Origin of the sequence: Kamptonema formosum PCC 6407 (genome assembly GCF_000332155.1) — a bacterium.
GTDB classification, from domain to species: Bacteria; Cyanobacteriota; Cyanobacteriia; order Cyanobacteriales; family Microcoleaceae; genus Kamptonema; species Kamptonema formosum.
Genome location: NZ_KB235904.1, coordinates 1,939,683 through 1,959,892 on the forward strand (window position 1 = coordinate 1,939,683; position 20,210 = coordinate 1,959,892).

Consider the following 20,210-nt stretch of genomic DNA (forward strand, 5'->3'; position numbering starts at 1 on the left):
TGCCTATAATTCAGGAGCACGGCCGAATAAACCTGTCATCAGTCGCAATGCTAATAGTTTGACTAGGGGAATTGTTCGTAAACTCCATAAACAAAAGCGGCGAAAAGCAATAATTGGAAGCCAAGTATTAGAGAAGAGGCGGTCTAGAAAATCGGTAAATCCTAAAACTACTAAGTTTTCTTTTTTTCGCCAACTTTCGTAACGTTTTAATACTTGTAAATTGCCGATGTCTTCACCTCGATCGCTTGCCGATCGCAAGATTTGTGCGATCGCGGCCGCATCCCGAATCCCCATATTTAAACCTTGTCCGCCGACGGGATGGCAGCAGTGGGCGGCATCGCCAATTAATGCTAATCTGGGTAAGGCGTAGCGATCGCTCTGCATGAGCTGAACGGGAAATAGGTAGCGATCGCTAATTAATTCTAAACGTCCCAAAAGTCTGCCAGTTCGCTGTTCTAATAAAGCTAGAAACTCTTGTTTATCTAGTTCTTGCAAGGCTTTTGCTTCGGCGTGGGGTGCAGTCCAAACAATCTGATAGCGGTTTCCAGGGAGTGGCAATACCCCCATCGGGCCACTGGGCCAAAAACGCTCAAAGGCGATATCATTGTGAGGTTTTTCTGTTTTAATGGTGATGGCAATGCAAGACTGCCAATATTTCCAGCCTTGAGTTGTAATTTTAGCTTGAGTGCGGATGTGCGATCGCGAACCATCGGCGGCGACTAATAACCGCGTGCGGATAGTCTGAGTTTCGCCGTTGATTTTTACTTCGACTTCGGCGCGATCGCTATAATATTGAACCTGTAAAACTTCAGCCGGACAAATCCAAGTAAAATTAGGACATTTTGCTAAGCATTCTTGCAAAGCAGTCAGCAATACGCCATGTTCCCCCACATAACCGAGTGCTGTTTTGGGTACAGGCATTTTACCTGTATTTCCCAAGTCTTCTCGATAGAATTGAACTATCCCTGGATAGTCGCCATCGCAGAGGTTAATCTGTTGAAAGGTGGTAATTTGTGGCAATATTTCCTGCCAAACACCAATACCTTCTAAAATCATTCCCGACATCAGAGAAAGTGCATAAGCTTGTCTTCTACTTGCTGCTACAGATGGCGTTTGAGTCTCAATTATTGTTACTTTTAAGCCGGAATCTTTTAAGGCACAAGCTAAAGTTGCCCCGACAATGCCGCCGCCTGCGATCGCGATATCAAAATCAAATTCTGGTTTTGGTTGGGGTGTTTCTGATGTGGAAATTGTTTGCGAAAGTTGATCTACTGGCATTGTTATTTAATTACTAATTGTTAACACTTAACTGTTAATTGCTAATTGTAAAAGTTACAACTTGTAGTTACAACTTGTAGGGTGGGTGCTGCCCTAATCTAGATGATAAACATAAAAAATATAGCATTGGCAGTGCCCATATTACTACTGGCGAGACAAATTAGCAGCGCCCACTTACTAAACCATAGTCATTGACATCAGTTCATCAGTCATTTCAAAGTTAGCTGTAACGCTTTGTACATCATCCAAATCTTCCAGTGCATCCATTAATTTTAGCAGAGATCGCGCCTTGTCTGGATTATCCACTTCTACTGAATTGCTAGGAATCCAGCGAGTTTCTGATTGCATCACTACAAACCCCCTTTTTTTCAATACCTTACTCAGGTTTTCTAAGTTCGATACTTCAGTAAATACCTCCGCACCTTCAGTATCTTCATCTATTGATATCAACTCATAATATTCTGCTTCCCCCTCTAATGATGCTTCCAATAAGTCATCTTCATTAATGGGGCCAAACACCGTACAAACACCTTTTTGATCGAACATCCAACCTACACAACCAGTTTCACCTAAATTGCCACCATTCTTAGTAAAAGCTTCTCGCAAATCAGCCGCCGTGCGGTTACGATTATCTGTAAGTGCTTCAATTAAAATAGCGACACCACCAACACCGTAGCCTTCATAACGAATGGATTCTAATTCTGAAGTCGGCCCCAGTTTACCTGCACCTTTGGCAATTGCGCGTTCAATATTCTCACTAGGAATTGCCGCCGCCTTAGCCTTATCAATTGCCGTCCGCAGTTGAAAATTACCAGCGGGATCTGGTACGCCACTACGGGCCGCAACGATAATTTCGCGGGATATTTTAGCAAAAATTTTACCTTTTACGGCATCTACTCTAGCTTTTTGGCGTTTAATATTCGCCCATTTACTATGTCCAGCCATATCGATAGAAGAAGGAAGAAGGAAGAAGGAAGAAGGAAGAAGGAAGAAGGAAGAAGGAAGAAGGAAGTAAGGAAGAAGGAAGAAAGAGAAATGGGGAGGCTTTCCCCAGTTAACAGTTAACAGTTAACTATTTTTAATTAAACCGGAGATCGGTTTCAGTTTTGCTAAGGTGAGATGTGTCACCGTTAAGTTCCATGAGCCACTTTCCATCATCGCGCACAACTTTAACTAAGCAACACAGAGAGGCATTAATTTCTGTGTCAACGACTCCCTGAACTAATCCCATTGTAGTACCTATAACCGATGCACCGTGACCAACTAGCAAAATATTTTCGGGAAATTCTGCGGCGAGTCGCTTAGCAGTTTCGCTGGTACGTTTAAGGCATTCTTCCCCAGTTTCAGGATAGTAAGGAATAGCACTTGTGTCTGTGTAGGAGGGGTCAATCCTGGGGAAACGGTGGCACAATTCTTTGACAGATAGAGTTTCTGGCATTTCTGACATCCATTCAGGATTGAGCCATTCACAAAGTCCCCACTCTAGTTTAATCGATAAGTCTAAAGTTTGGGCAACGTGATTTGCTGTTTGAACTGTTCGCAGGAATGGTGAGGCAAAAATGTGGGTAATCTCTTCACCTTTGAGGCGATTTGCTAGTTGTTTTGCTTGAATGTGTCCGTCATCTGAAAGGTGAGGATCGTAGCGTTTTTCTGCTGTTAAAAACCAGTCGGGGTTTACGAAGTCGATGCGGTTTCCGTGTCTTGCGATCCAGATTGTTTGAGGCATGAGTTATGGGTTAGGATTTGAGATTTTCGTAACTCGACTTTAGATTATATCGCGGTTAAAGTTTTTCTAGCCATGTTTGTTACCTATTATAATTCAAGTCAATCTATTAATCAACTCAATTCAGAGAACAACCGCCCGACTACCACTTAACTATGACCGTAAGCTTGTCAGAGATGTATAATAGTGGAAAAGCGACGTGACGACAGTTGACGAATTATACTAAATCCGGCTTAAATACCCCCTTTATTCTTTAGTCCGCGCAGGCGGACTTAGTTTGTGTAGTAGCGATTTCAATCGCCGAATGATAAAGGGGATATCAAACCCCGATTTAGTATTAACGGATGCTGTCTCCCGTAACAGGTGAAATCACCTGATAGATTGGCAATTTTCTCCTCAATCTGTTACTCTAGATTAGAGAAAGCGATGCGGTAAAATAGGAATTAACACCACTATGAAAGTCAACACTGACACTCTGACTCGCTATCTACATCGGCTCCGCAATCAACAAGGATGGATGCCTCTAAATGAAGTTGCAACTTCTCTTAATATAGACAGGGCTACATCTAGACGATATACCAATATGGTGATGGAGTGGGGATTAGTAGATCGCCAGCAATTAGAAGAACAACCTACCCAAGTTCGAGCTACTGATAAACTAATGAAATTGGAATCAGGGGAAGTCCGCCGAGTAGTAGAGGCTAATTGTAACGAAGAACCTCCGTTGTTGTAAACTAACTCTATTTTAAGGACAGAGTAGCTATTTGCCGCGCGATTGCTCTGTCCGCACTCGCAGCATTTGATTGCCACCATTTTGAAATTCATAGCATACTTCTTTGATTTCCGCACTATATCCTTTTGCTGCTAATTCTTCGATTAATTCTGGTAGTATTTTCACTGGTTCGCCAGAAATTTTTATGAGTGGAAATATCCGCACTTCTTGCGCGATGCGGCACATTTCTAAAATAGAGGCTAGGTGAAATTCGGCTGATAAATGGTCAGCATAAGTAAATAGGAAATGACTGCACAGCGCTAAATCAAACTGATGTTGATTGAAAGGTAGCAACGGCAATTCACCAGTTACATAGCGACCTGCTTGTATTCCCAGAGGCAAATCTTCTAGAAATTGCTGCATGGCTATCATTCGCACTTCACCTAGTTGTTCTGGCGATTCGATATCTGTCCAATTGTAGCAGTTTAGATTTGCTTTAGTGCCGTTAACTACAGTTTGATAACATTCTTGAATGCGGCTGGCAATTTCATCGGCGGTAAACTCATAAATTGGGTCGCAAGAAATTACTTTATTGCCTTGGCGAGTCATTTCAGCATTGAAGCTAGCAGGGCCGCCGGCACAGTCGAGAATTGTTGACTGGCGATCGCTTGCTGTCAGGTGAAACATGGCGATGTATTCATCTAGGCTACGGCCCCAAGGTATTACTTTTTCAAGTTTTAATCCCATTTTTTAGCCAGAACGATAGTATTATAAATATTATATTCGTTATTGCTATTATGATAACTACAATGGCGCACCGACTGACGGAAGTTCTTGGGAAACTGGCACAGATGATTGCCGAGTGTTACTTTTATGCCAAAATAAATCTTAATCTCCACTGCGTCGCCTAACAACTATGATTGGTCGAACTCTCCGCAAGCGATATCAAATCATCACACTACTGGGAAGTGGTGGATTTGGCGATACCTACCTCGCCAAAGATTTAGACTTACCCGGACATCCTCACTGCGTCGTTAAACATCTTAAACCGAAAGACCCCAACCCGGCTGTTTTGCCAATTGCCAAACGCTTATTCGACACCGAAGCCCAAACCCTATATAAATTGGGTAAGCTACACGACCAAATCCCTACCCTTTCCGCCCACTTTGAGGAACATGGCGAATTTTATTTGGTGCAAGATTTGATCCTGGGACATGACTTGACAAAAGAAATAATTGCGCGGAAAAAATTAAGTGAATCCTATACAATTACCTTATTGCAAAACATCTTAGAAATTTTAGCAATTATTCATCAGCAAAATGTCATTCACCGTGACCTTAAACCGGCTAATTTAATGCGTCGCCAAGATGGTAAAATTATTATAATTGACTTTGGGGCAGTTAAGGAAATTAGCACAATAGTTGTCAACGCTCAAGGGCAAACAACCGTATCAATTGTTATCGGTACTGCTGGTTATATGCCGAGCGAACAAGCCAAGGGCAAACCTAAACTTGCTAGTGATGTTTATGCAGTGGGAATGATTGGGATTCAAGCATTAACGGGCGAACATCCGTTTAATTTACCAGAAGATCGGCAGACGGGAGAAGTAATTTGGCGAAATCAGGCGCAAGTTAGTAATAATTTAGCGAATGTTTTAGATACAATGGTGCGCGATCGTTTTAGTCAGCGTTATCAAAATGCAGGGGAAGCTTTGCAAGCACTTTTATCTTTATCGACGAATCCTTCCGGGAGCAAAGTTAAAACAATTCCTGTGATTCCACAGCACACTTGGCCGTTACCGACTAACACAACAAGGCGAGGTTTATTACAATTAGCGGGTTTTGCTGGGGGAGGATTTGCATTAGCCGTGCTGAGTCAAAGTTTGTTGAACAACAAATCTTCTGCACCTTCCTCAGATAATGAGTCGCCTGCAAAAAGTCCAACACCGGAAGTAACTCCAGCACCCCCTGACGAACCAGAAAGTATAGGGCCGCAACCGTAAGCAAATGGTTTAAAAACCTTTACTTTTGAAACAGTAACAGTTAATTCAACCGGGCAAATTGCCAGCCGTAACCAAGGACAAGCACAGGTTTTTACAGATAATCTCGGCAGCATCACCATAGAAATGATCTCAATTCCAGGGGGTAGTTTCGTGATGGGTTCCCCCGATACCGAAGCAGGACGACCTAACACCGAAGGACCACAGCATAATGTTACTGCCCACATTCCGCAGATATTTGATCGGATTTTTTAATCAGTTGTGAAAACTTGGAAGCCCAATGCTTTTGGGTTGAACTTATGCGGCTTTTAGCGTTACAGAAGCTTGTCAAATTTACCTAAACCAAGGAAGTTGAAATAATTGACTTTTTCTGATATGTTCACATTGCTATTTTATCGCGATCGCTCATATTTTGAAGCAAGGGAAATTATGCCAAGAGCAAATTACCTTGACTAATCAATGAAAATTATTCACAAATATTTACACTTCGCTATCGCTCGTCATTCATTTGAAAATATTAAATAGTATTGACAGCAATACTCTCCTAAATGCCGCAAGATATCTTGACGCTCTTGGGTTAAATTGCTATCTAGGTGAACGCTTTTCATTGATACTTGAAATTTCAACGCTGCTTTCAGGGCAATTGCTGTAAATAACTTTGTCGTTCCAGCTCGATAATATTTATCTAATGCTCTCCCGATTCTGTCATCATTTAATTGTTTGGGGGTCACTCCTTCTCCAATTAGATGTTCTGTTGCTTTTCCAACGAAAAAAGCATCGAATAGGTAGATTGGGGCGCTCAAAAATCCCAGTCCGTTCAAAAATCATTGCTTTCATTACTTGTCCTGGGCTTAGGGTTTCTTTAATTTTTATTCCCACTTTTTTTGTTGACTTCTTCTACCAATTCCATTTCATCTATTATCCCTGCTACTATTCCCAAGTGGTCTAAATTTACGATATTTATAGCTTCCGAGGGCTTTTTCATGGTTTTAAGGGTTGCTCTACTTGCACCAATTATTATACCTTAATAAACCTTCAAATGATTGCTATGCAATCATTTGAAGGTTGGAAAATTCTGAATTCTTTTGAAATTAAATCCGATCAAATATCTGCGGAATGTGGGTTACTGTTGCCCCTTTTTTTATGGGTAAATATGCAGTCACTCAAGAACAATGGGAAGCCGTGATGGGAAATAACCCTTCTAACTTCAAAGGCGCGAAACGTCCTGTAGAATTAGTAACCTGGTATGACGCTGTGGCATTCTGCCAAAAACTTTCTCAAAAAACCGGCAAGAAATATCGTTTACCCTCAGAAGCAGAATGGGAATATGCTTGTCGCGCCGGCACCTCAACACCATTCTATTTTGGCGAAACAATTACCCCAGAATTAGTTAATTATGATGGCAATTATCCCTACGGTGCAGCATCGAAGGGGGTTTACCGCAAAGAAATGACACCTGTAGGGAGTTTTCCACCCAACGCCTTTGGATTGTACGATATGCACGGCAACGTCTGGGAATGGTGTGCAGACCCTTGGCATAATAACTATCAAGGTGCGCCGCAAGATGGGAGAGAGTGGGACGAAAAGAATAATGATAATCGTTATCAAGACTATGATTTATTAGTCAATATTATGAATGATAACCGAACCCGGCTGCTGCGCGGTGGTTCTTGGCTCAGCTATGCTGACCCTTGCCGCGCTGCTTTTCGTCTCTTTAACTCGCTGGACTATCGCCTCTACTACATCGGTTTTCGGGTTGTTTGTTCGGGTGCGTGGTCTTCTTAGCCCTTGACACTTTTGCCCTTTTGTGCTATGCACTTCTTACTCTTTACACTTGGGAGGTCGCCTCTGGCGACTCGATTTATTTTTAGGAATTCAATGGTTGAGGTTGGCAATATTTTTCTTCTAGGGGAAATAAATTAGATTCAAAAGACTCTGCTACCCACTAATAAACGCGCAAGATGCTAAACTCGGATAGTGAAGTGATGTTGAGGAGTTCAGATTATTACACCCACACCTGAACAAAAAAATCAGTGCTATGTATTGTGCTGTTGGTTCACTAAGCTTTACTTGCCTATCAACGTTGTTCGTATGGATGAACGCACAGGGAATATATTTTTCCTGGCAGGTGAAGAAAATATCATAGAAATATACCCTAACGGACGATGGAGATACATCGGATGAATAAGCCTAATTTTCAAGCAATGAGTCAGAAAGAATTGCATGATTACTTTATCGCCCATCGGGATGATGAGGAAGCTTTTCATGCCTATGTAGACAAGCTACATCAGGAAGGCAATTGGATTGAAATGCCGGCCTTAGAATCATTGCAAGATTTGGAAAAATATCCTGAATTTACCGAGCGTTTTCGCGGCGGTTCTCAATCAGTTGCACCATGACTAATCCTTGAGTTAAACTAACTTTAAACGATAATAGAGGTACAAATGAATAACCTATTAGCAGAAACTTTTACCACTGTTTCTCAACTACCAGAAGCAGAACAAAATGCCATAGCATCCTTAATCTTACAAAAGATATCAGAACCCAGAGTCGCGCCTTTTCTCATTTCCGAATCAGACATTGAATCCCTGGAAAAATCATACATCTTCCGAGACAAAACAGAAGTTATAGAATTTATTAAAAAATATCCCTTTTTGCTTCCCGTTGTGCTGGAAGCGCCCGCTGAGATTCGCTCTTATTTTCCCGAACAAAAACTATTACTTCAAGTCATCAATGACCCCGAAATTCCTAACTATATTCATCTGCTTCTCTCAATCATCTTAACTGACCTCGATCCCGATGAAGCAATGGAGAGAGAAGACGAATTGCGTAAAAATTGGTCTAGGGGATTGTCCCACGAAGTCCGGAAGCATTTTTATACTATTTTGGAATACAATGATGAGTTTTGATTGGTCGCAATACCTGACTTTAGCAAAAGAACTAGCTGGTGAAGCAACTATTCCTGCTGAAGGGGAGGCGCGATTAAGGGATGCTATCAGTCGTTCGTATTATGCCGCTTTCATCTTAGCGCGGAACTATTTGCGAGATAAACAAGGTCATTCATTGCCAAAAACAAGCGACATTCACCACTATATTTGGCAAGAATTTGATATTAATCCTGACTCAAGATATCAACTAATTGCTGATAATTTAAAAGTGCTTCGCCGATATCGAAATCAAGCAGATTATGCCGATAAATTTCCCCTATTATCTGCGATCGCCCGGATCGCCATCAAGCGCTCTCAAGAAATCCTTTTTAACCTGAGCAATCTCTAAGTATCAAAAAACAGAATGCAAATCATCCTAGAAGTCCCGGAAATTTTTGAGTTAAACAGGACTTATGCACCCAACCAAAGAAACCGGGTTTTTTGACGAAAATACTTCGCTGCTACCCACAGATGCTCTCAAAAACCCGTTTCTGGGGCTCCCTGCGTAAGTCCTATTAAACTAAGCTTAAATAGGGATGAAAAAATCACTCCGAAAACTGGTAGGCGATCGTCAGGGGATAAATATGAGCAGAAATCATCATTTTCTCAGCAATAACAAGGGGCTGAAATACACAAGTCAAATAGTTAAAAGTCTTAGCTTGTCAAGCTTGCTGACGATGAGTAGCATCTTACCCAGCTTAGCTCAGTTACCGGGAACTAGGACTCCAGCGCCCAATCCCAGACGGTTCGCACCCTTGCCAGTGACTCCGCCACCGCGATCGCAGCAAATACCGAGTAACGATTTAGGCACGCGATCGCCAGAACAGGGTTACACTCTAGGAGCAGGCGATCGCATCAGTTTAGACATCATCGGTGTCCCCGAATTTAGCAAAGAATATCAAATTCTCGTCGATGGAACCCTCAACTTACCGCTAATTCGCAGCGTTTACGTACAAGGACTCACCCAGCAACAGGCCGCCGATGCGATCGCCAAACTCTACGACCCCTACATCACCGCCCCCATCGTCACCCTCACACTGATTCTACCTCGCCCCCTGACAATTGGCATCGCCGGAGAAGTCAGCCGCCCCGGTTCCTACAAAATCAGCGCCAGCAGAGAAGGCGAAGCAGTCAAATTTCCCACCTTAATCGAAATGTTGCAATTAGCAAAAGGCGTTACCCCCGGAGGAGATTTGCGGTTAATTCAAGTGCGCCGCCGCCAAAGAAGCGGCCCCGAACAAGTAATTAACGTCAACCTACAAGAATTTTTACAGACAGGAGATTTACGCCAAGATATCACCTTGCGAGACGGAGATACAATTTTCGTTCCGAGTGCAACAGAAGTTAACAGTCAAGAAGTCCGCCAAAGAGCAAATGCTAATTTTTCTGCCGATATCACTCAACCTATTAGCGTCGTCATCGTCGGCGAAGTGAATCGCCCCGGCCCTTATACAGTATTTGCCTCAGATTTGCGATCGAGTAACCAGCAAACCGAACTAGGTTTTGTCGCGATCGATCAGCAACAGGGTACTTTAGTGGGTTTACCAACAGTAACTAGGGCAATTAAAATTGCTGGCGGTATTACTTTAGAAGCCGATCTTCGCCGAGTACAAGTACGCCGCCGCCTCAAAACAGGCAACGAACAAATTATTAGTGTCAATCTCTGGGATCTGTTACAAACAGGGGACATTAGCCAAGACGTACTATTGCAAGAAGGAGACAGTATTATTGTCCCAACTGCGGAAAATGTAGATATAGCCGAAATTTCCCAAATCGCTGCTACCAGTTTTTCTCCTAATTCAATTCGGATCAATGTTGTTGGGGAAGTTCTCAGACCCGGAACAGTGGAAGTTACGCCTAATACTTCCCTACATCAGGCATTGCTAGCTACAGGTAGTTTTAACCAAGTCCGCGCTCAAAAAAAGACTGTGGAACTATTGCGTTTGAACCCCAACGGTACTGTTACTCGTCGCTCGATTGACGTTGATTTTTCCCAAGGTTTGAATGCAGAAAACAACCCCAGCCTTCGCAACAATGATGTTATTATTGTTCCTCGTTCTGGCTTAACTAGGTTAGCAGATAATGTCAATCAAATCTTACAGCCAGTGTCAGGAGTTGTGGGCGTTATTAGTGGAGTGACTGGATGGTTTACTGGGGTAGAGACAACTATTAATACTTTTCAAAGGTTATTTTTAGGCGGAGACTTCGATCGGCGCAATCAGCTTAGGCAAATTCGGCAACAGGAGGAAGATCGACGGCGAACAGAAGAAGAAAGACAACGGCAGAATGATATTCAGAATCAGCAACTTGAGCTTCAAAGACAGATTCAGCAGCAACAACTCGATCTCCAGAGGCAACAGTTGGAGCAACAGCAACAGCAGCAACAGCAACAGAATCAGTAAATTTATTACTGACTACTTGTTTTTCAATAATTTAATTTTCACGATCGAGTAGATTGCGGTAAATTTTGTGATATACTATTGCTTTAATCTGTGATCGAGATTTGGTTAAATGTAACGAATCGTAACTGGAATTGCCAGCGATCGCATTAATTCCCTGTCTTGGGAGGGAGACAATGTTGAAAAAGCTCCAACTAATATTAAAATAGATAACTAGCAAATTCCCTATCAGGGATTCAAAACTGTTCAGGAATTGAAAGTTATGCCCCCTCGTTGGCCCCGCAAACCAGACCGCCAAGATCCCGACTACCGCCGTTTAGATGACCGGATGAATTTTGCCATCCATTTTGCTCTGTTTGCTGCTGCCAATTCTAGCTTGTGGTTTTTCCACAATTTGCAGAAAGCTGAGTGGCCTTGGGCAACTTGGGTGACGCTAGGATGGACAGGGTTTATATTCGCACATGGAGTTTATGTGTTTGCGATCGCCAATTATTCCCTCCCCAGTCAAAAGCCAGAATAATCTCAATAAGACTTACGTAAACTGTGCGTAACTCCCGATCGAATATTAAGTAGCCAGAAAGAACAATTAAAACCCAATTCTTCCTTCTTCCTTCTTCCTTCTTCCTTCTTCCTTCTTCCTTAAATATGGCTAATACTAACACCACCCAAAAAATAGAATCCCTCGCCGCCGAAATTGGCGATAATATCTATATCGATGTAGCGAAGTGGCATTTGTATCTAAAAGATGCCCACTTGCATACAGTTGTTGCCGAACAACTTTATCCGCTCCTAACAAATCGTAATTTAGATACAGACAGAGTAGCCGCAGTTCTCCAAGGCATTCCTGTTAAATTGGGCGGGGGTAAACGAGAGATGTCTTTAGGAGATTTAGTACCGATGCAGTGCCAGGTGCAGCTAATGGATATCCTAGAGGAATTTCAGCGGCAAATGTGATGAAAACATTAAATTAAGAACTCAGGATTCAGTTAAGTCCCCTTTATTATTCGGCGGTTGAAACCGCAACTACACAAACGAAGTCCGCCTACGCGGACTAAGAAATAAGAGGATATTGAATTTAAATTTGGTATGACTTCTGAATTCTAAATTTAAATCATGTCCGCTCAAATACCCTTTATTCTTTAGTCCGCGTAGGCGGACTTCGTTTATTTAGCCGCGATTTCAATCGCCTTTTCAATCGCTTTATTGTCATTGCGAGCAAGCTTGGCTCGCAATGACGGATTATTACTAATAAAGGGGATGAATAACCCGGATTGGGTATCAATTGCCAGATATTTTTACTCCTAAATTCCAAATTCATCTCCCAAATCGCTGCCGCAACCTATCAACAAACATATCAACTTCCGGCAACTTCATCTGAGTAACAAAAATGGCAAAAACTCCCAACCCTGCAAAACTAGCAACGCTCAATTCTACTAACTGAATTAACAATCCCTCAGTACCTAAAAGTCTTTGACATCCTTGCAAAGTAGCCAAAGCCACTAAACCCGTTAGAGAACTCCCAGCAGTTAAGCCCATAAATGGCAAAATCCACTCCCGCCAAGGCAACCCATTTAGCTTAGAATTTAACAGCCATAAAAGCATGACCATCGAAATAATATTTACTCCCACTGTTGCCAAGACTAAGCCAGGGGTACCAAAATATTTTACTAAGAAATAATCCAATAACGCATTCAGCACAATATTCAAAATGCTGATCCGAAAAGGCGTTTCTCCATCTCCCAAAGCATAAAATACTCTAACAACTACATCGCGCCCCAAATAAACAAACATTCCAATGGCGTAAGCCATCAATACGGGGGCTACAAACTGCGAAGCTGACTGTTTGAAAGCAACGCGCTCGTAAACAACCCGCACAATTGGCAGCGCCAGCGTTACCATTAAGGCGCTTAACGGTAACATCGTAATGCCAGTGAGAATTAATGCTTGGCGAATTCGCTGTTTTAACTCATGCCAATTATTCGGATCTGCCAGCCGGGAAAATATCGGCAAAAAAGGTACTAAAATTACATTAGAAATAATCCCCAAAGGAGTCATTACTAATAACCCTGCATAGCCCATTGCAGCAGCGGCTTGGGGAATATAAGAGGCAAAAAATAAGTCAGTATAGACATTAATTTGCAACATTCCTGACGATAAAGTTGCAGGAATCATCACTTTCATTACATCCTGCACTCCTGGCTGCTGAAATTCAAAGCGCAAACGCAATGTTCCCAAACCAGATCGCCATTGGGCAAATACTTGGATTAACCACTGCATTGCTGCACCAGCTAGGGTTCCCCAAGCTAATACTAAGCCGCCAGCTAAGGCATATTTGGGCTGAGTAATTTTGTCTCCTACTTGCATAGCGAAAAAGGCGAGGCCGCCAATGACTGCAACGCTGGAAAATAAGGGACTAATTGATGGCAACCAATACATATCAGCGGCGTTAAGAGTGCCGAAACCAATGCCAATTAATCCAGCAAGTAAGGCCATTGGTGCCATAATTCGGAATTGTTGGATCGCGATCGCTCTTATTTCTAAACCTTCTGCTGTTCTCGTCAATCCCGGCGCGACTAAATCTATCAGGGGATCGGCAAAAATAATCAAACCAACGGTCACAAAAAGCAGGATGCCGCCGATTAAAGTGGCGATCGTTTCTACTAGGGGGGCCGCTTCTGACTTGCCACGCTTGGCTAAAGCGCTGACAATGGCGCTATGAAATGGCCCGTTGATGCCGCCTAGTAAAATGAACAAAAAGCCGGGGATGACATAAGCGTAGTTGTAGGCATCGACAGCGGTACCTACGCCGAAAGCGGCCGCGATCGCCTGTTGGCGAACTAACCCAAAGACTTTGCTGATCAGAGTGGCGATCGCCACAATTCCAGCGATCCCCGCTAGAGAACGTTTTGGTTTTTGCAATGATTCAGACACGAAAAGTTACAAACACTGATAGAATAGTTCGCTTAGTCTCATCGCGAATCTGAAAAAGCATAACATATAGCAACCGCCAAGGCGGTTACGATGCTCAGGGCTAGGGGCTACGATGCTCAGGGAAGAAGAGGAAGAAGGGGAAAAGAGGGACTACGATGCTCTGATGCTCAGGAAAGAAGAGGAAGAAGGGAATGGAATTAAGGGTTTGAGGAAACTAAAATGTCCTAACCACCTTGGCGGTTGCTATATAGGAATCCTAAATCATTTGTGAATTTCTGACTCCCTCCCCTTGGTAAGGGGAGGGTTGGGGTGGGGTAAAAAATTTACGACTATTTAGGATTGCTATATAAGCCTGCTTTCCTAATATTACAGTTAACTTTTAAAAGTTACTAATCTATAGTATGCGCTATTTCCTGCTCCTTACTCTCCTCATCCTGCATCTGCAATAACTCAGGAACAGTAACAAACTTATAGCCCTGTTTCCTCAATTCAGCAATAATATTCGGCAAAGCCTGCACAGTCTTAGAGCGATTTCCACCACCATCGTGCATGAGCACAATTCCCCCGGAACTGGCCTGACGCAACACATTATCTTTAAGCGATTGCATCGAATTACGCCAATCCAAAGAATCAGCAGACCACATCACCACTGTATACTTTTTTTGCTGAGCATAAGCAGCCAATCCATTAGTGAGAATCCCGCCTGGAGGACGAAACATCGAAACATCCATACCAGTCACCTCCTCAATCAAAGATGATGTACGGTCAATCTCCTTAGCAGCAGCATCCTGACTGTATTTAACGTATTTATGATTCCAAGTATGATTGCCGATCGCATGACCGGCAACAGCTACTCTCTTCCCAAGTTCTGGAAAAGCCTTTAAATATCTCCCTACCCAGAAAAAAGTAGCTTTAATATCGTTTTTATTGAGAATATCTAAGATTTGAACTGTTGTTTCCGGCCAAGGGCCATCATCAAAAGTCAGTGCGATCGCCTTTTGCTTAGAACCCAGTTTCGCCTGAGTTACAGTAGTTCCTTGAAACTGAGACGGAATCAAAAAACTAAACTGCTTCTCCTCCAAAAGCGCGATCGCTTTTTGGGCCTCATCAACTCGTTTCTCCACCGCTGCTGTTACTTTCAAAACCTCTGGACTCGTCGCCGACTTCTGGGGCTGCACTACAGCCCAGAGTGATACCAAATGATTAAGCCGTAAATTCAGCGGCAGCATTACCCCAAGCACAAAACTGCCAGCAGCAGCTACAAAAGCAGCAGTGAAAGTCTTTCGCTGCCGCAGCAAACGATTCAAGTCTGCCACGTTTTTCTCCTTCACACCATTACGCAGTTAATTTTAGAGCTTAAATTGAACAGTAACAGATCGACAATCCTGGCTCGGATTGCCTTAAAGAAATTAAAAATTAAAAATACCAAATTAAAAACGATCGAGTTTACTTTTTAATTTTTATTTTTCAATTTTTAATTAATTAAGTTGTTCTACGATACTATTGCAAATAACCGCAAACTGGAAGAGCATCAGGATAAAAAGTTAACGTTTAGCTACATTTCTCTCTTTGTATAGGCTGACAATGCGATCGGTAACTTGGGCAATGGTCAAACCGTCTGTTTGAATCTCAACAGCATCAACTGCTTTACGCAACGGTGCCACCTCGCGGGTACTGTCTTTTTCGTCGCGTTCTGCAATATCCAGTTCTAACTGTTCTAAACTGATATCGTTCTGACCGCGAGCTTGAAGTTCGATTAGCCGTCTGCGCGATCGCTCCTTAACTGATGCCGTCAAAAAAATCTTTACTTCCGCATCTGGGAACACATTAGTCCCAATGTCGCGACCTTCAGCCACAATACCACCTTTTCTCCCATAGTATTGCTGCTGTTCTACCATAAAACGCCGCACTATAGCCAAAGCCGCCACTGTCGAAACATGACTCGTCACTTCCAAAGTACGAATAGCCTGAGTCACATCTTCACCATTAATATGAAGAGTAAAAGATGAAGGGTGAAAATTAAATTCAATCTTACAAGAACTGACTAACTCCGCGATCGCAGCTTCATCATCCATCCGCGTCCCAGTTTGCAACACCAGCCACGTCACGGCCCGATACATCGCCCCCGTGTCCAGATACCTCAAACCCAGAACTTGCGCCACCTGCTTCGTAACTGTAGATTTACCAGCCCCCGCCGGGCCATCAATTGCGACAATTGGCCGACGATTGAGCAGCATAATATTATCAATCAAGCGAGTAGAACCAATCCTAGCCGCGATCGCCAATAACCCCGCTTCCTCCACAACCTCCAAAACCCTCAAACTATTAGGCTCAACCAGTTCCACATACTCCACCTCAACTACCGGTTCCCTCGCCAATTCCTCATTTACAACCGCCTTCAACACCGCCGGTGTCAATTCCCCTTCCTCAAACACTGCCCGAGCTCGTTGCAAAGAACGATAAATTGTAGCTGCCTGCACCCTTTCTTGCGAACTTAAATATTGATTGCGAGAACTCCAAGCCAAACCAGATGCTTCTCGCGCGATCGCACCAGCTACAATCTTCACAGACAAATTCAAATCCGCCACCAACCTACGAATAATTGCTACCTGTTGAGCATCTTTAATCCCAAAATAAGCCGTATCGGGGTTAACTAAATTCAAAAGCTTAGTTACAATCGTCGCCACTCCCTGAAAATGTCCCGGCCTAGACTTACCACACAAAACCGAAGTCATAGCCCCAGGCGGAACAACAGTAGTCACTGGAAATTCAGCACTATTTCCACTTCCTACCCCCAACTCCTCAGCAGAGGGAACAAAAATTACATCAACACCAGCCTCTTGACAAATTAACCGATCTTGCTCCAGGGGCCGAGGATACCGTTGGAAATCTTCCCTCGGCCCAAATTGGAGCGGATTGACAAAAATACTGACAACAACCACCCCATTTTCCAGCCTCGCCCGCCGGATCAAACTCAGGTGTCCCGCGTGCAGAGCTCCCATTGTCGGCACTAAAGCAACTAGCGAGGCCTGTGGCTGGCTTCGCCTGGGCTCCTCCTGCGACATATAGGAATTTAAGTAGCAGCGCAAAGCCGCCGTCGTAGTAAACACGCGCACTCAGACACCCTCCAGAATAGTTAACGGTTCACTGTTAATAGTTAACAGTTAACGGTTAACTGTTAACTGTTAGGCAACGGACGATCTAAAGGATTTAACGGATGTAACTGATTTTAACGGATTTGACCTTTTTATTAGTCAACTGTTAACCGTTAGCAGTTAACAGTTAACTGTTAACTGCTAACGGTTAACTGTTCTGGCGTTTTGGGAATCTATCAACTCCAACTGCACGGGAGCAATACCAGAATTGACCATTCCCAACACTTGAGCGGCGGCGGCAGACAAATCAATTAATCGATCGCCAACATAGGGGCCCCGATCATTAATTCGCACGACTACGGAACGGCCGTTGTCTAGGTTTGTCACCAACACTCGCGTGCCAAAAGGTAAATCGCGATGGGCTGCTGTCAACTCATCTTGATTATAAGTCTCTCCACTGGCGCTAAGATTGCCATGAAAGCCTGGGCCATACCAAGAAGCCCATCCAGTGATCCGCACATGGACTGGGCCCAGAGAAATTACTCTGGGTTCTGGCTTGGGTTTACCGACAACTTCCTGAAGGGGGGGAGCATTGCCTAAGAGTCGGCGCAATCGATTGGTTGCTTGTAAGGCATCTACGCTAAAGTCGCTGGTAGTGTCGGGGAGAATTGTCTCCGCGTTGATTTCTACCAAATTCTCCCCGTTGACTTGAATGATGTAGCGATCGCCTTTTTCCCACTTGACAGCAATAGCATTGGCATCGGCGCTGTCTCGGAAAAGTTGATTGAGTTTTGCGGCCATCGCTGTTGCTCGCCAAACTGGATCGGCTACTTCAGCGGATTTAGGCCCTTGCTCGCGGTTACTCTGAACTTCTGCATTCGCCCCTATTTTTAGGCGATCGCTGCTCGTGGCTGCCCTAGAGTTTGATACAGTTCCGTTTTTACCACCTTTGGTACTCGGTTCTAGAAAGGTGAGGACGGGAATATTGCGTAGATATACTGTAGCGGCTAGACGGCCCGCCAATGAGTGGGTCTGAATCTTTGCGATCGCCTCAGAGTCAAGCTCAGCTTTGGCTTGGTACTGGTACTCTCCCACTTTAACAACCTCCACCCGTTGAGGATTCAACTGAGGAGACGGCTTAGCGGTGTGGACTTGCTGTCCCACCGTATGAGCGATGTTAACTGTCTCTGGTTCTTGGGCCCGACTCGATGATGGTGTCACCAGAGCGGGAATTAGCAGGACAGGAAGGAGTCCGCCAACAAGTTTTTGCTTCATACGTCCATTTTTGTGAAGAGCAATTTTGGAGCGAGTAGCAGGAATCGAACAGGCACAAGGGATTTACCCTCTAATCCGCATTCATCCCCCAATTGAGTTATCTGCACTTTTAGGCAAGTTTCTCGCAGCCATCTGCAAAAGCCAAAATTTTTCAGCTAAACTCGCTTTTCAGTAACAACTCATACTCATTCCGTGTTCACTTCTTGTTAAGGAACTGCAACAGACTACCACGAAGTTCTGGGATTGGGGATCAAAAGAATACTCAAATTTACAATAACTTCACAAAAACTTTATCGGGCTATTTTGGCACAAATGCTTTTATATCAAAGGCTTTAGCGATTTTCCCCTCTTAAAAAAATTCATCAAATCTTTAAATATTTTTTTCCTTATTTATGTAAACAGTCTCTGGAACTGGGGGAGCGGGGGAGATGGGGAGCTGGGGAAGCAATTTAATCAATTAAAAATTAAAAATGCAAAATTAAAAAAAATGCAAAATTAAAAATTGTGAGATTTAATTTTTAATTTTTAATTTTTAACTTTTAATTAATCGGAGGGGAGGATGTGGAGAATTTTGCTTTTCTTGTGCATTAGCATTCAGCTAATGTCTTCAACCTTACTCTCCTAGAGTAATAAATCCTTTTAGCAATAGACTAGGGACTAGAGACTTAACGACAAACGTGGACTATGGATTATCGAGAAGCAGGTGTAGATGTCGAGGCCGGTAGAGCCTTTGTGCAACGTATCAGGAATATGGTGCAGAGTACCCACCGACCTGAAGTTTTAGGCGGGTTTGGCGGGTTTAGTGGATATTTCAGCGTCCCTAGCGGTTTGAGCGAACCCATTTTAGTCTCCGGGACGGATGGTGTTGGTACAAAGTTAAAATTGGCACAAATTCTAGATTGTCACGACACAGTAGGAATTGATTTAGTCGCCATGTGTGCTAATGACGTACTCACATCAGGGGCCGAACCGCTGTTTTTTTTAGATTATTTAGCTACTGGCAAATTGAACTCAGAACAACTTGCTCAAGTAGTTGCTGGTGTTGCTGAAGGATGTAAGCAGGCCGGCTGTGCTTTGCTAGGAGGAGAAACCGCAGAAATGCCAGGTTTTTATCAACCGGGAGAGTATGACTTAGCGGGGTTTTGCGTTGGTATTGCAGAAAAGAGCAAATTGCTGGACGGTTCCCAGGTACGGCTAGGAGATATTGCCATTGGATTATCTAGTAGTGGCGTTCACAGCAATGGCTTTAGTTTAGTTAGAAAAATTGTCAGCAGCGGTGGATTTGACTGGAGTTTAACACCTCAAGAATTAGGCGGGAAAAGTTTAGGGGAAGTGTTGTTAACTCCAACTAGAATTTATGTTAAACCCGTCCTAGCAGCACTCCGCACTGGTCTGCAAATTACGGGGATGGCTCATATTACTGGGGGAGGTTTACCTGAAAATTTACCTCGATGTTTGGGGGCAAATCAATCTGTAAAAATTGATATTAATAGTTGGCAAACTCTTCCTATTTTTGAATGGATTGCTAAGGCGGGTGAAGTTAATAAAATGGAGATGCTTAATACTTTTAATATGGGGATTGGATTTGTTTTATTAGTTTCGTTAGCAGATGCAGCACAGGCAATTAAATGGTTTGAATCTCAGGATATTTCTGTTGCTCAGATTGGGGAAGTGATTGAGGGAAATGGGGAATTAGTAATGGAAATTTAAACTCTGTTTGTAGCAGCATTTTGTAGCACTATTATCATCATATAATGATGATAATAGCGCTACAAATTTTTTACCAGAGCAATAGAAAAAATATTCTACAATTCTTCATTGTTTCAGAGGAAGCTGAAGGCTATATCATTGATTTTATAAAGTGCTAGGCT

Annotated in this window: 20 protein-coding genes and 1 pseudogene; 12 read left to right on the forward strand and 9 right to left on the reverse strand. The window is 43.2% G+C overall.

Going from position 1 to position 20,210, the window contains the following annotated elements; genetic code table 11:
* Positions 1–3 precede the first annotated feature (3 nt).
* Positions 4–1,278 (reverse strand): FAD-dependent hydroxylase, encoded by a 1,275-nt coding sequence (locus OSCIL6407_RS0125365; RefSeq protein WP_007356877.1) that lies wholly within the window; start codon positions 1,276–1,278, stop codon positions 4–6.
* 177 nt (positions 1,279–1,455) lie between these two features.
* Positions 1,456–2,223, reverse strand: a complete 768-nt coding sequence (locus OSCIL6407_RS0125370) for a YebC/PmpR family DNA-binding transcriptional regulator (RefSeq protein ID WP_007356876.1) — start codon at positions 2,221–2,223, stop codon at positions 1,456–1,458.
* Here OSCIL6407_RS0125370 and OSCIL6407_RS37925 point away from each other — a divergent pair.
* A complete protein-coding gene (locus OSCIL6407_RS37925; RefSeq protein WP_019487827.1) occupies positions 2,212–2,343 on the forward strand; it encodes a hypothetical protein in 132 nt (43 codons plus the stop codon). The two genes, OSCIL6407_RS0125370 and OSCIL6407_RS37925, sit on opposite strands and share 12 nt — an antisense overlap.
* A 13-nt stretch (positions 2,344–2,356) precedes the next feature.
* Here OSCIL6407_RS37925 and OSCIL6407_RS0125375 read toward each other — a convergent pair whose 3' ends face one another.
* The gene (locus tag OSCIL6407_RS0125375) at positions 2,357–3,004 is read right to left on the reverse strand and encodes a histidine phosphatase family protein (RefSeq protein ID WP_007358375.1); all 648 of its coding nucleotides are present in this window, start codon (positions 3,002–3,004) and stop codon (positions 2,357–2,359) included.
* A 451-nt stretch (positions 3,005–3,455) separates the two neighbouring features.
* On the opposite strand from OSCIL6407_RS0125375, the gene OSCIL6407_RS0125380 reads away from it, so the two are divergent.
* Positions 3,456–3,734 carry a helix-turn-helix domain-containing protein gene (locus OSCIL6407_RS0125380; protein ID WP_007358374.1) on the forward strand — a complete coding sequence of 93 codons (279 nt, stop codon included), beginning with the start codon at positions 3,456–3,458 and terminating at the stop codon, positions 3,732–3,734.
* 27 nt (positions 3,735–3,761) lie between these two features.
* Here OSCIL6407_RS0125380 and OSCIL6407_RS0125385 read toward each other — a convergent pair whose 3' ends face one another.
* Positions 3,762–4,460: a hypothetical protein gene (locus OSCIL6407_RS0125385; RefSeq protein WP_007358373.1), complete on the reverse strand. Its 699-nt coding sequence runs from the start codon at positions 4,458–4,460 to the stop codon at positions 3,762–3,764.
* A gap of 169 nt (positions 4,461–4,629) precedes the next feature.
* Here OSCIL6407_RS0125385 and OSCIL6407_RS0125390 point away from each other — a divergent pair, with 169 nt between their 5' ends.
* Positions 4,630–5,715 (forward strand): serine/threonine-protein kinase, encoded by a 1,086-nt coding sequence (locus OSCIL6407_RS0125390; protein ID WP_007358372.1) that lies wholly within the window; start codon positions 4,630–4,632, stop codon positions 5,713–5,715.
* A 578-nt stretch (positions 5,716–6,293) separates the two neighbouring features.
* Here OSCIL6407_RS0125390 and OSCIL6407_RS34870 read toward each other — a convergent pair.
* Positions 6,294–6,697, reverse strand: a pseudogene (locus OSCIL6407_RS34870) (DUF4277 domain-containing protein); the annotation flags it as partial.
* A gap of 131 nt (positions 6,698–6,828) precedes the next feature.
* On the opposite strand from OSCIL6407_RS34870, the gene OSCIL6407_RS0125400 reads away from it, so the two are divergent.
* From OSCIL6407_RS0125400 to OSCIL6407_RS0125430, 8 genes are all read left to right on the forward strand, one after another.
* Positions 6,829–7,497 (forward strand): formylglycine-generating enzyme family protein, encoded by a 669-nt coding sequence (locus tag OSCIL6407_RS0125400; RefSeq protein WP_019487828.1) that lies wholly within the window; start codon positions 6,829–6,831, stop codon positions 7,495–7,497.
* 219 nt (positions 7,498–7,716) lie between these two features.
* Positions 7,717–7,896 (forward strand): DUF6888 family protein, encoded by a 180-nt coding sequence (locus OSCIL6407_RS38405; protein WP_071592500.1) that lies wholly within the window; start codon positions 7,717–7,719, stop codon positions 7,894–7,896.
* Positions 7,893–8,111: a DUF6887 family protein gene (locus tag OSCIL6407_RS0125405; protein WP_007356264.1), complete on the forward strand. Its 219-nt coding sequence runs from the start codon at positions 7,893–7,895 to the stop codon at positions 8,109–8,111. The genes OSCIL6407_RS38405 and OSCIL6407_RS0125405 overlap by 4 nt, the downstream gene beginning before the upstream one ends.
* 45 nt (positions 8,112–8,156) lie before the next feature.
* Complete coding sequence (locus OSCIL6407_RS0125410; protein ID WP_007356265.1) at positions 8,157–8,621, forward strand: hypothetical protein; 465 nt, start codon at positions 8,157–8,159, stop codon at positions 8,619–8,621.
* Complete coding sequence (locus OSCIL6407_RS0125415) at positions 8,608–8,988, forward strand: HEPN domain-containing protein (RefSeq protein ID WP_007356266.1); 381 nt, start codon at positions 8,608–8,610, stop codon at positions 8,986–8,988. Before OSCIL6407_RS0125410 ends, OSCIL6407_RS0125415 begins: the two co-directional genes overlap by 14 nt.
* A 187-nt stretch (positions 8,989–9,175) precedes the next feature.
* Positions 9,176–11,041, forward strand: a complete 1,866-nt coding sequence (locus OSCIL6407_RS0125420) for an SLBB domain-containing protein (protein WP_324603627.1) — start codon at positions 9,176–9,178, stop codon at positions 11,039–11,041.
* A gap of 259 nt (positions 11,042–11,300) precedes the next feature.
* Positions 11,301–11,558 carry a 2TM domain-containing protein gene (locus OSCIL6407_RS0125425; protein ID WP_007356268.1) on the forward strand — a complete coding sequence of 86 codons (258 nt, stop codon included), beginning with the start codon at positions 11,301–11,303 and terminating at the stop codon, positions 11,556–11,558.
* A gap of 125 nt (positions 11,559–11,683) precedes the next feature.
* A complete protein-coding gene (locus OSCIL6407_RS0125430) occupies positions 11,684–11,992 on the forward strand; it encodes a DUF3181 family protein (protein WP_007356269.1) in 309 nt (102 codons plus the stop codon).
* A gap of 360 nt (positions 11,993–12,352) precedes the next feature.
* Here OSCIL6407_RS0125430 and murJ read toward each other — a convergent pair whose 3' ends face one another.
* The 4 genes from murJ to OSCIL6407_RS0125455 all read right to left on the reverse strand — a co-directional run bounded on the left by murJ (position 12,353) and on the right by OSCIL6407_RS0125455 (position 18,339).
* A complete protein-coding gene (gene murJ, locus OSCIL6407_RS0125435) occupies positions 12,353–13,969 on the reverse strand; it encodes a murein biosynthesis integral membrane protein MurJ (protein ID WP_007356270.1) in 1,617 nt (538 codons plus the stop codon).
* Positions 13,970–14,358: 389 nt separating this feature from the next.
* A complete protein-coding gene (locus OSCIL6407_RS0125445; protein ID WP_007355226.1) occupies positions 14,359–15,285 on the reverse strand; it encodes a polysaccharide deacetylase family protein in 927 nt (308 codons plus the stop codon).
* Between the two features lie 228 nt (positions 15,286–15,513).
* Entirely contained in the window at positions 15,514–17,085 is a 1,572-nt protein-coding gene (locus tag OSCIL6407_RS0125450) for a bifunctional pantoate--beta-alanine ligase/(d)CMP kinase (RefSeq protein WP_007355225.1), read from the reverse strand.
* Positions 17,086–17,265: 180 nt separating this feature from the next.
* The gene (locus OSCIL6407_RS0125455) at positions 17,266–18,339 is read right to left on the reverse strand and encodes a septal ring lytic transglycosylase RlpA family protein (protein ID WP_007355224.1); all 1,074 of its coding nucleotides are present in this window, start codon (positions 18,337–18,339) and stop codon (positions 17,266–17,268) included.
* A 684-nt stretch (positions 18,340–19,023) separates the two neighbouring features.
* Between OSCIL6407_RS0125455 and purM the strand changes: the two genes are divergently transcribed.
* Positions 19,024–20,049 (forward strand): phosphoribosylformylglycinamidine cyclo-ligase, encoded by a 1,026-nt coding sequence (purM, locus tag OSCIL6407_RS0125465; protein ID WP_007358406.1) that lies wholly within the window; start codon positions 19,024–19,026, stop codon positions 20,047–20,049.
* Positions 20,050–20,210 lie beyond the last annotated feature (161 nt).

Excerpts from the sequence above, each read along its gene's own strand:
- OSCIL6407_RS0125365 (WP_007356877.1), bottom strand. The coding sequence starts at position 1,278 with ATGCCAGTAGATCAACTTTCGCAAACAATTTCCACATCAGAAACACCC.
- OSCIL6407_RS37925 (WP_019487827.1), top strand. The coding sequence starts at position 2,212 with ATGTCCAGCCATATCGATAGAAGAAGGAAGAAGGAAGAAGGAAGAAGG.
- OSCIL6407_RS0125370 (WP_007356876.1), bottom strand. The coding sequence starts at position 2,223 with ATGGCTGGACATAGTAAATGGGCGAATATTAAACGCCAAAAAGCTAGA.
- OSCIL6407_RS0125375 (WP_007358375.1), bottom strand. The coding sequence starts at position 3,004 with ATGCCTCAAACAATCTGGATCGCAAGACACGGAAACCGCATCGACTTC.
- OSCIL6407_RS0125380 (WP_007358374.1), top strand. The coding sequence starts at position 3,456 with ATGAAAGTCAACACTGACACTCTGACTCGCTATCTACATCGGCTCCGC.
- OSCIL6407_RS0125385 (WP_007358373.1), bottom strand. The coding sequence starts at position 4,460 with ATGGGATTAAAACTTGAAAAAGTAATACCTTGGGGCCGTAGCCTAGAT.
- OSCIL6407_RS0125390 (WP_007358372.1), top strand. The coding sequence starts at position 4,630 with ATGATTGGTCGAACTCTCCGCAAGCGATATCAAATCATCACACTACTG.
- OSCIL6407_RS0125400 (WP_019487828.1), top strand. The coding sequence starts at position 6,829 with ATGTGGGTTACTGTTGCCCCTTTTTTTATGGGTAAATATGCAGTCACT.
- OSCIL6407_RS0125405 (WP_007356264.1), top strand. The coding sequence starts at position 7,893 with ATGAATAAGCCTAATTTTCAAGCAATGAGTCAGAAAGAATTGCATGAT.
- OSCIL6407_RS0125410 (WP_007356265.1), top strand. The coding sequence starts at position 8,157 with ATGAATAACCTATTAGCAGAAACTTTTACCACTGTTTCTCAACTACCA.
- OSCIL6407_RS0125415 (WP_007356266.1), top strand. The coding sequence starts at position 8,608 with ATGATGAGTTTTGATTGGTCGCAATACCTGACTTTAGCAAAAGAACTA.
- OSCIL6407_RS0125420 (WP_324603627.1), top strand. The coding sequence starts at position 9,176 with ATGAAAAAATCACTCCGAAAACTGGTAGGCGATCGTCAGGGGATAAAT.
- OSCIL6407_RS0125425 (WP_007356268.1), top strand. The coding sequence starts at position 11,301 with ATGCCCCCTCGTTGGCCCCGCAAACCAGACCGCCAAGATCCCGACTAC.
- OSCIL6407_RS0125430 (WP_007356269.1), top strand. The coding sequence starts at position 11,684 with ATGGCTAATACTAACACCACCCAAAAAATAGAATCCCTCGCCGCCGAA.
- OSCIL6407_RS0125455 (WP_007355224.1), bottom strand. The coding sequence starts at position 18,339 with ATGAAGCAAAAACTTGTTGGCGGACTCCTTCCTGTCCTGCTAATTCCC.
- purM (WP_007358406.1), top strand. The coding sequence starts at position 19,024 with ATGGATTATCGAGAAGCAGGTGTAGATGTCGAGGCCGGTAGAGCCTTT.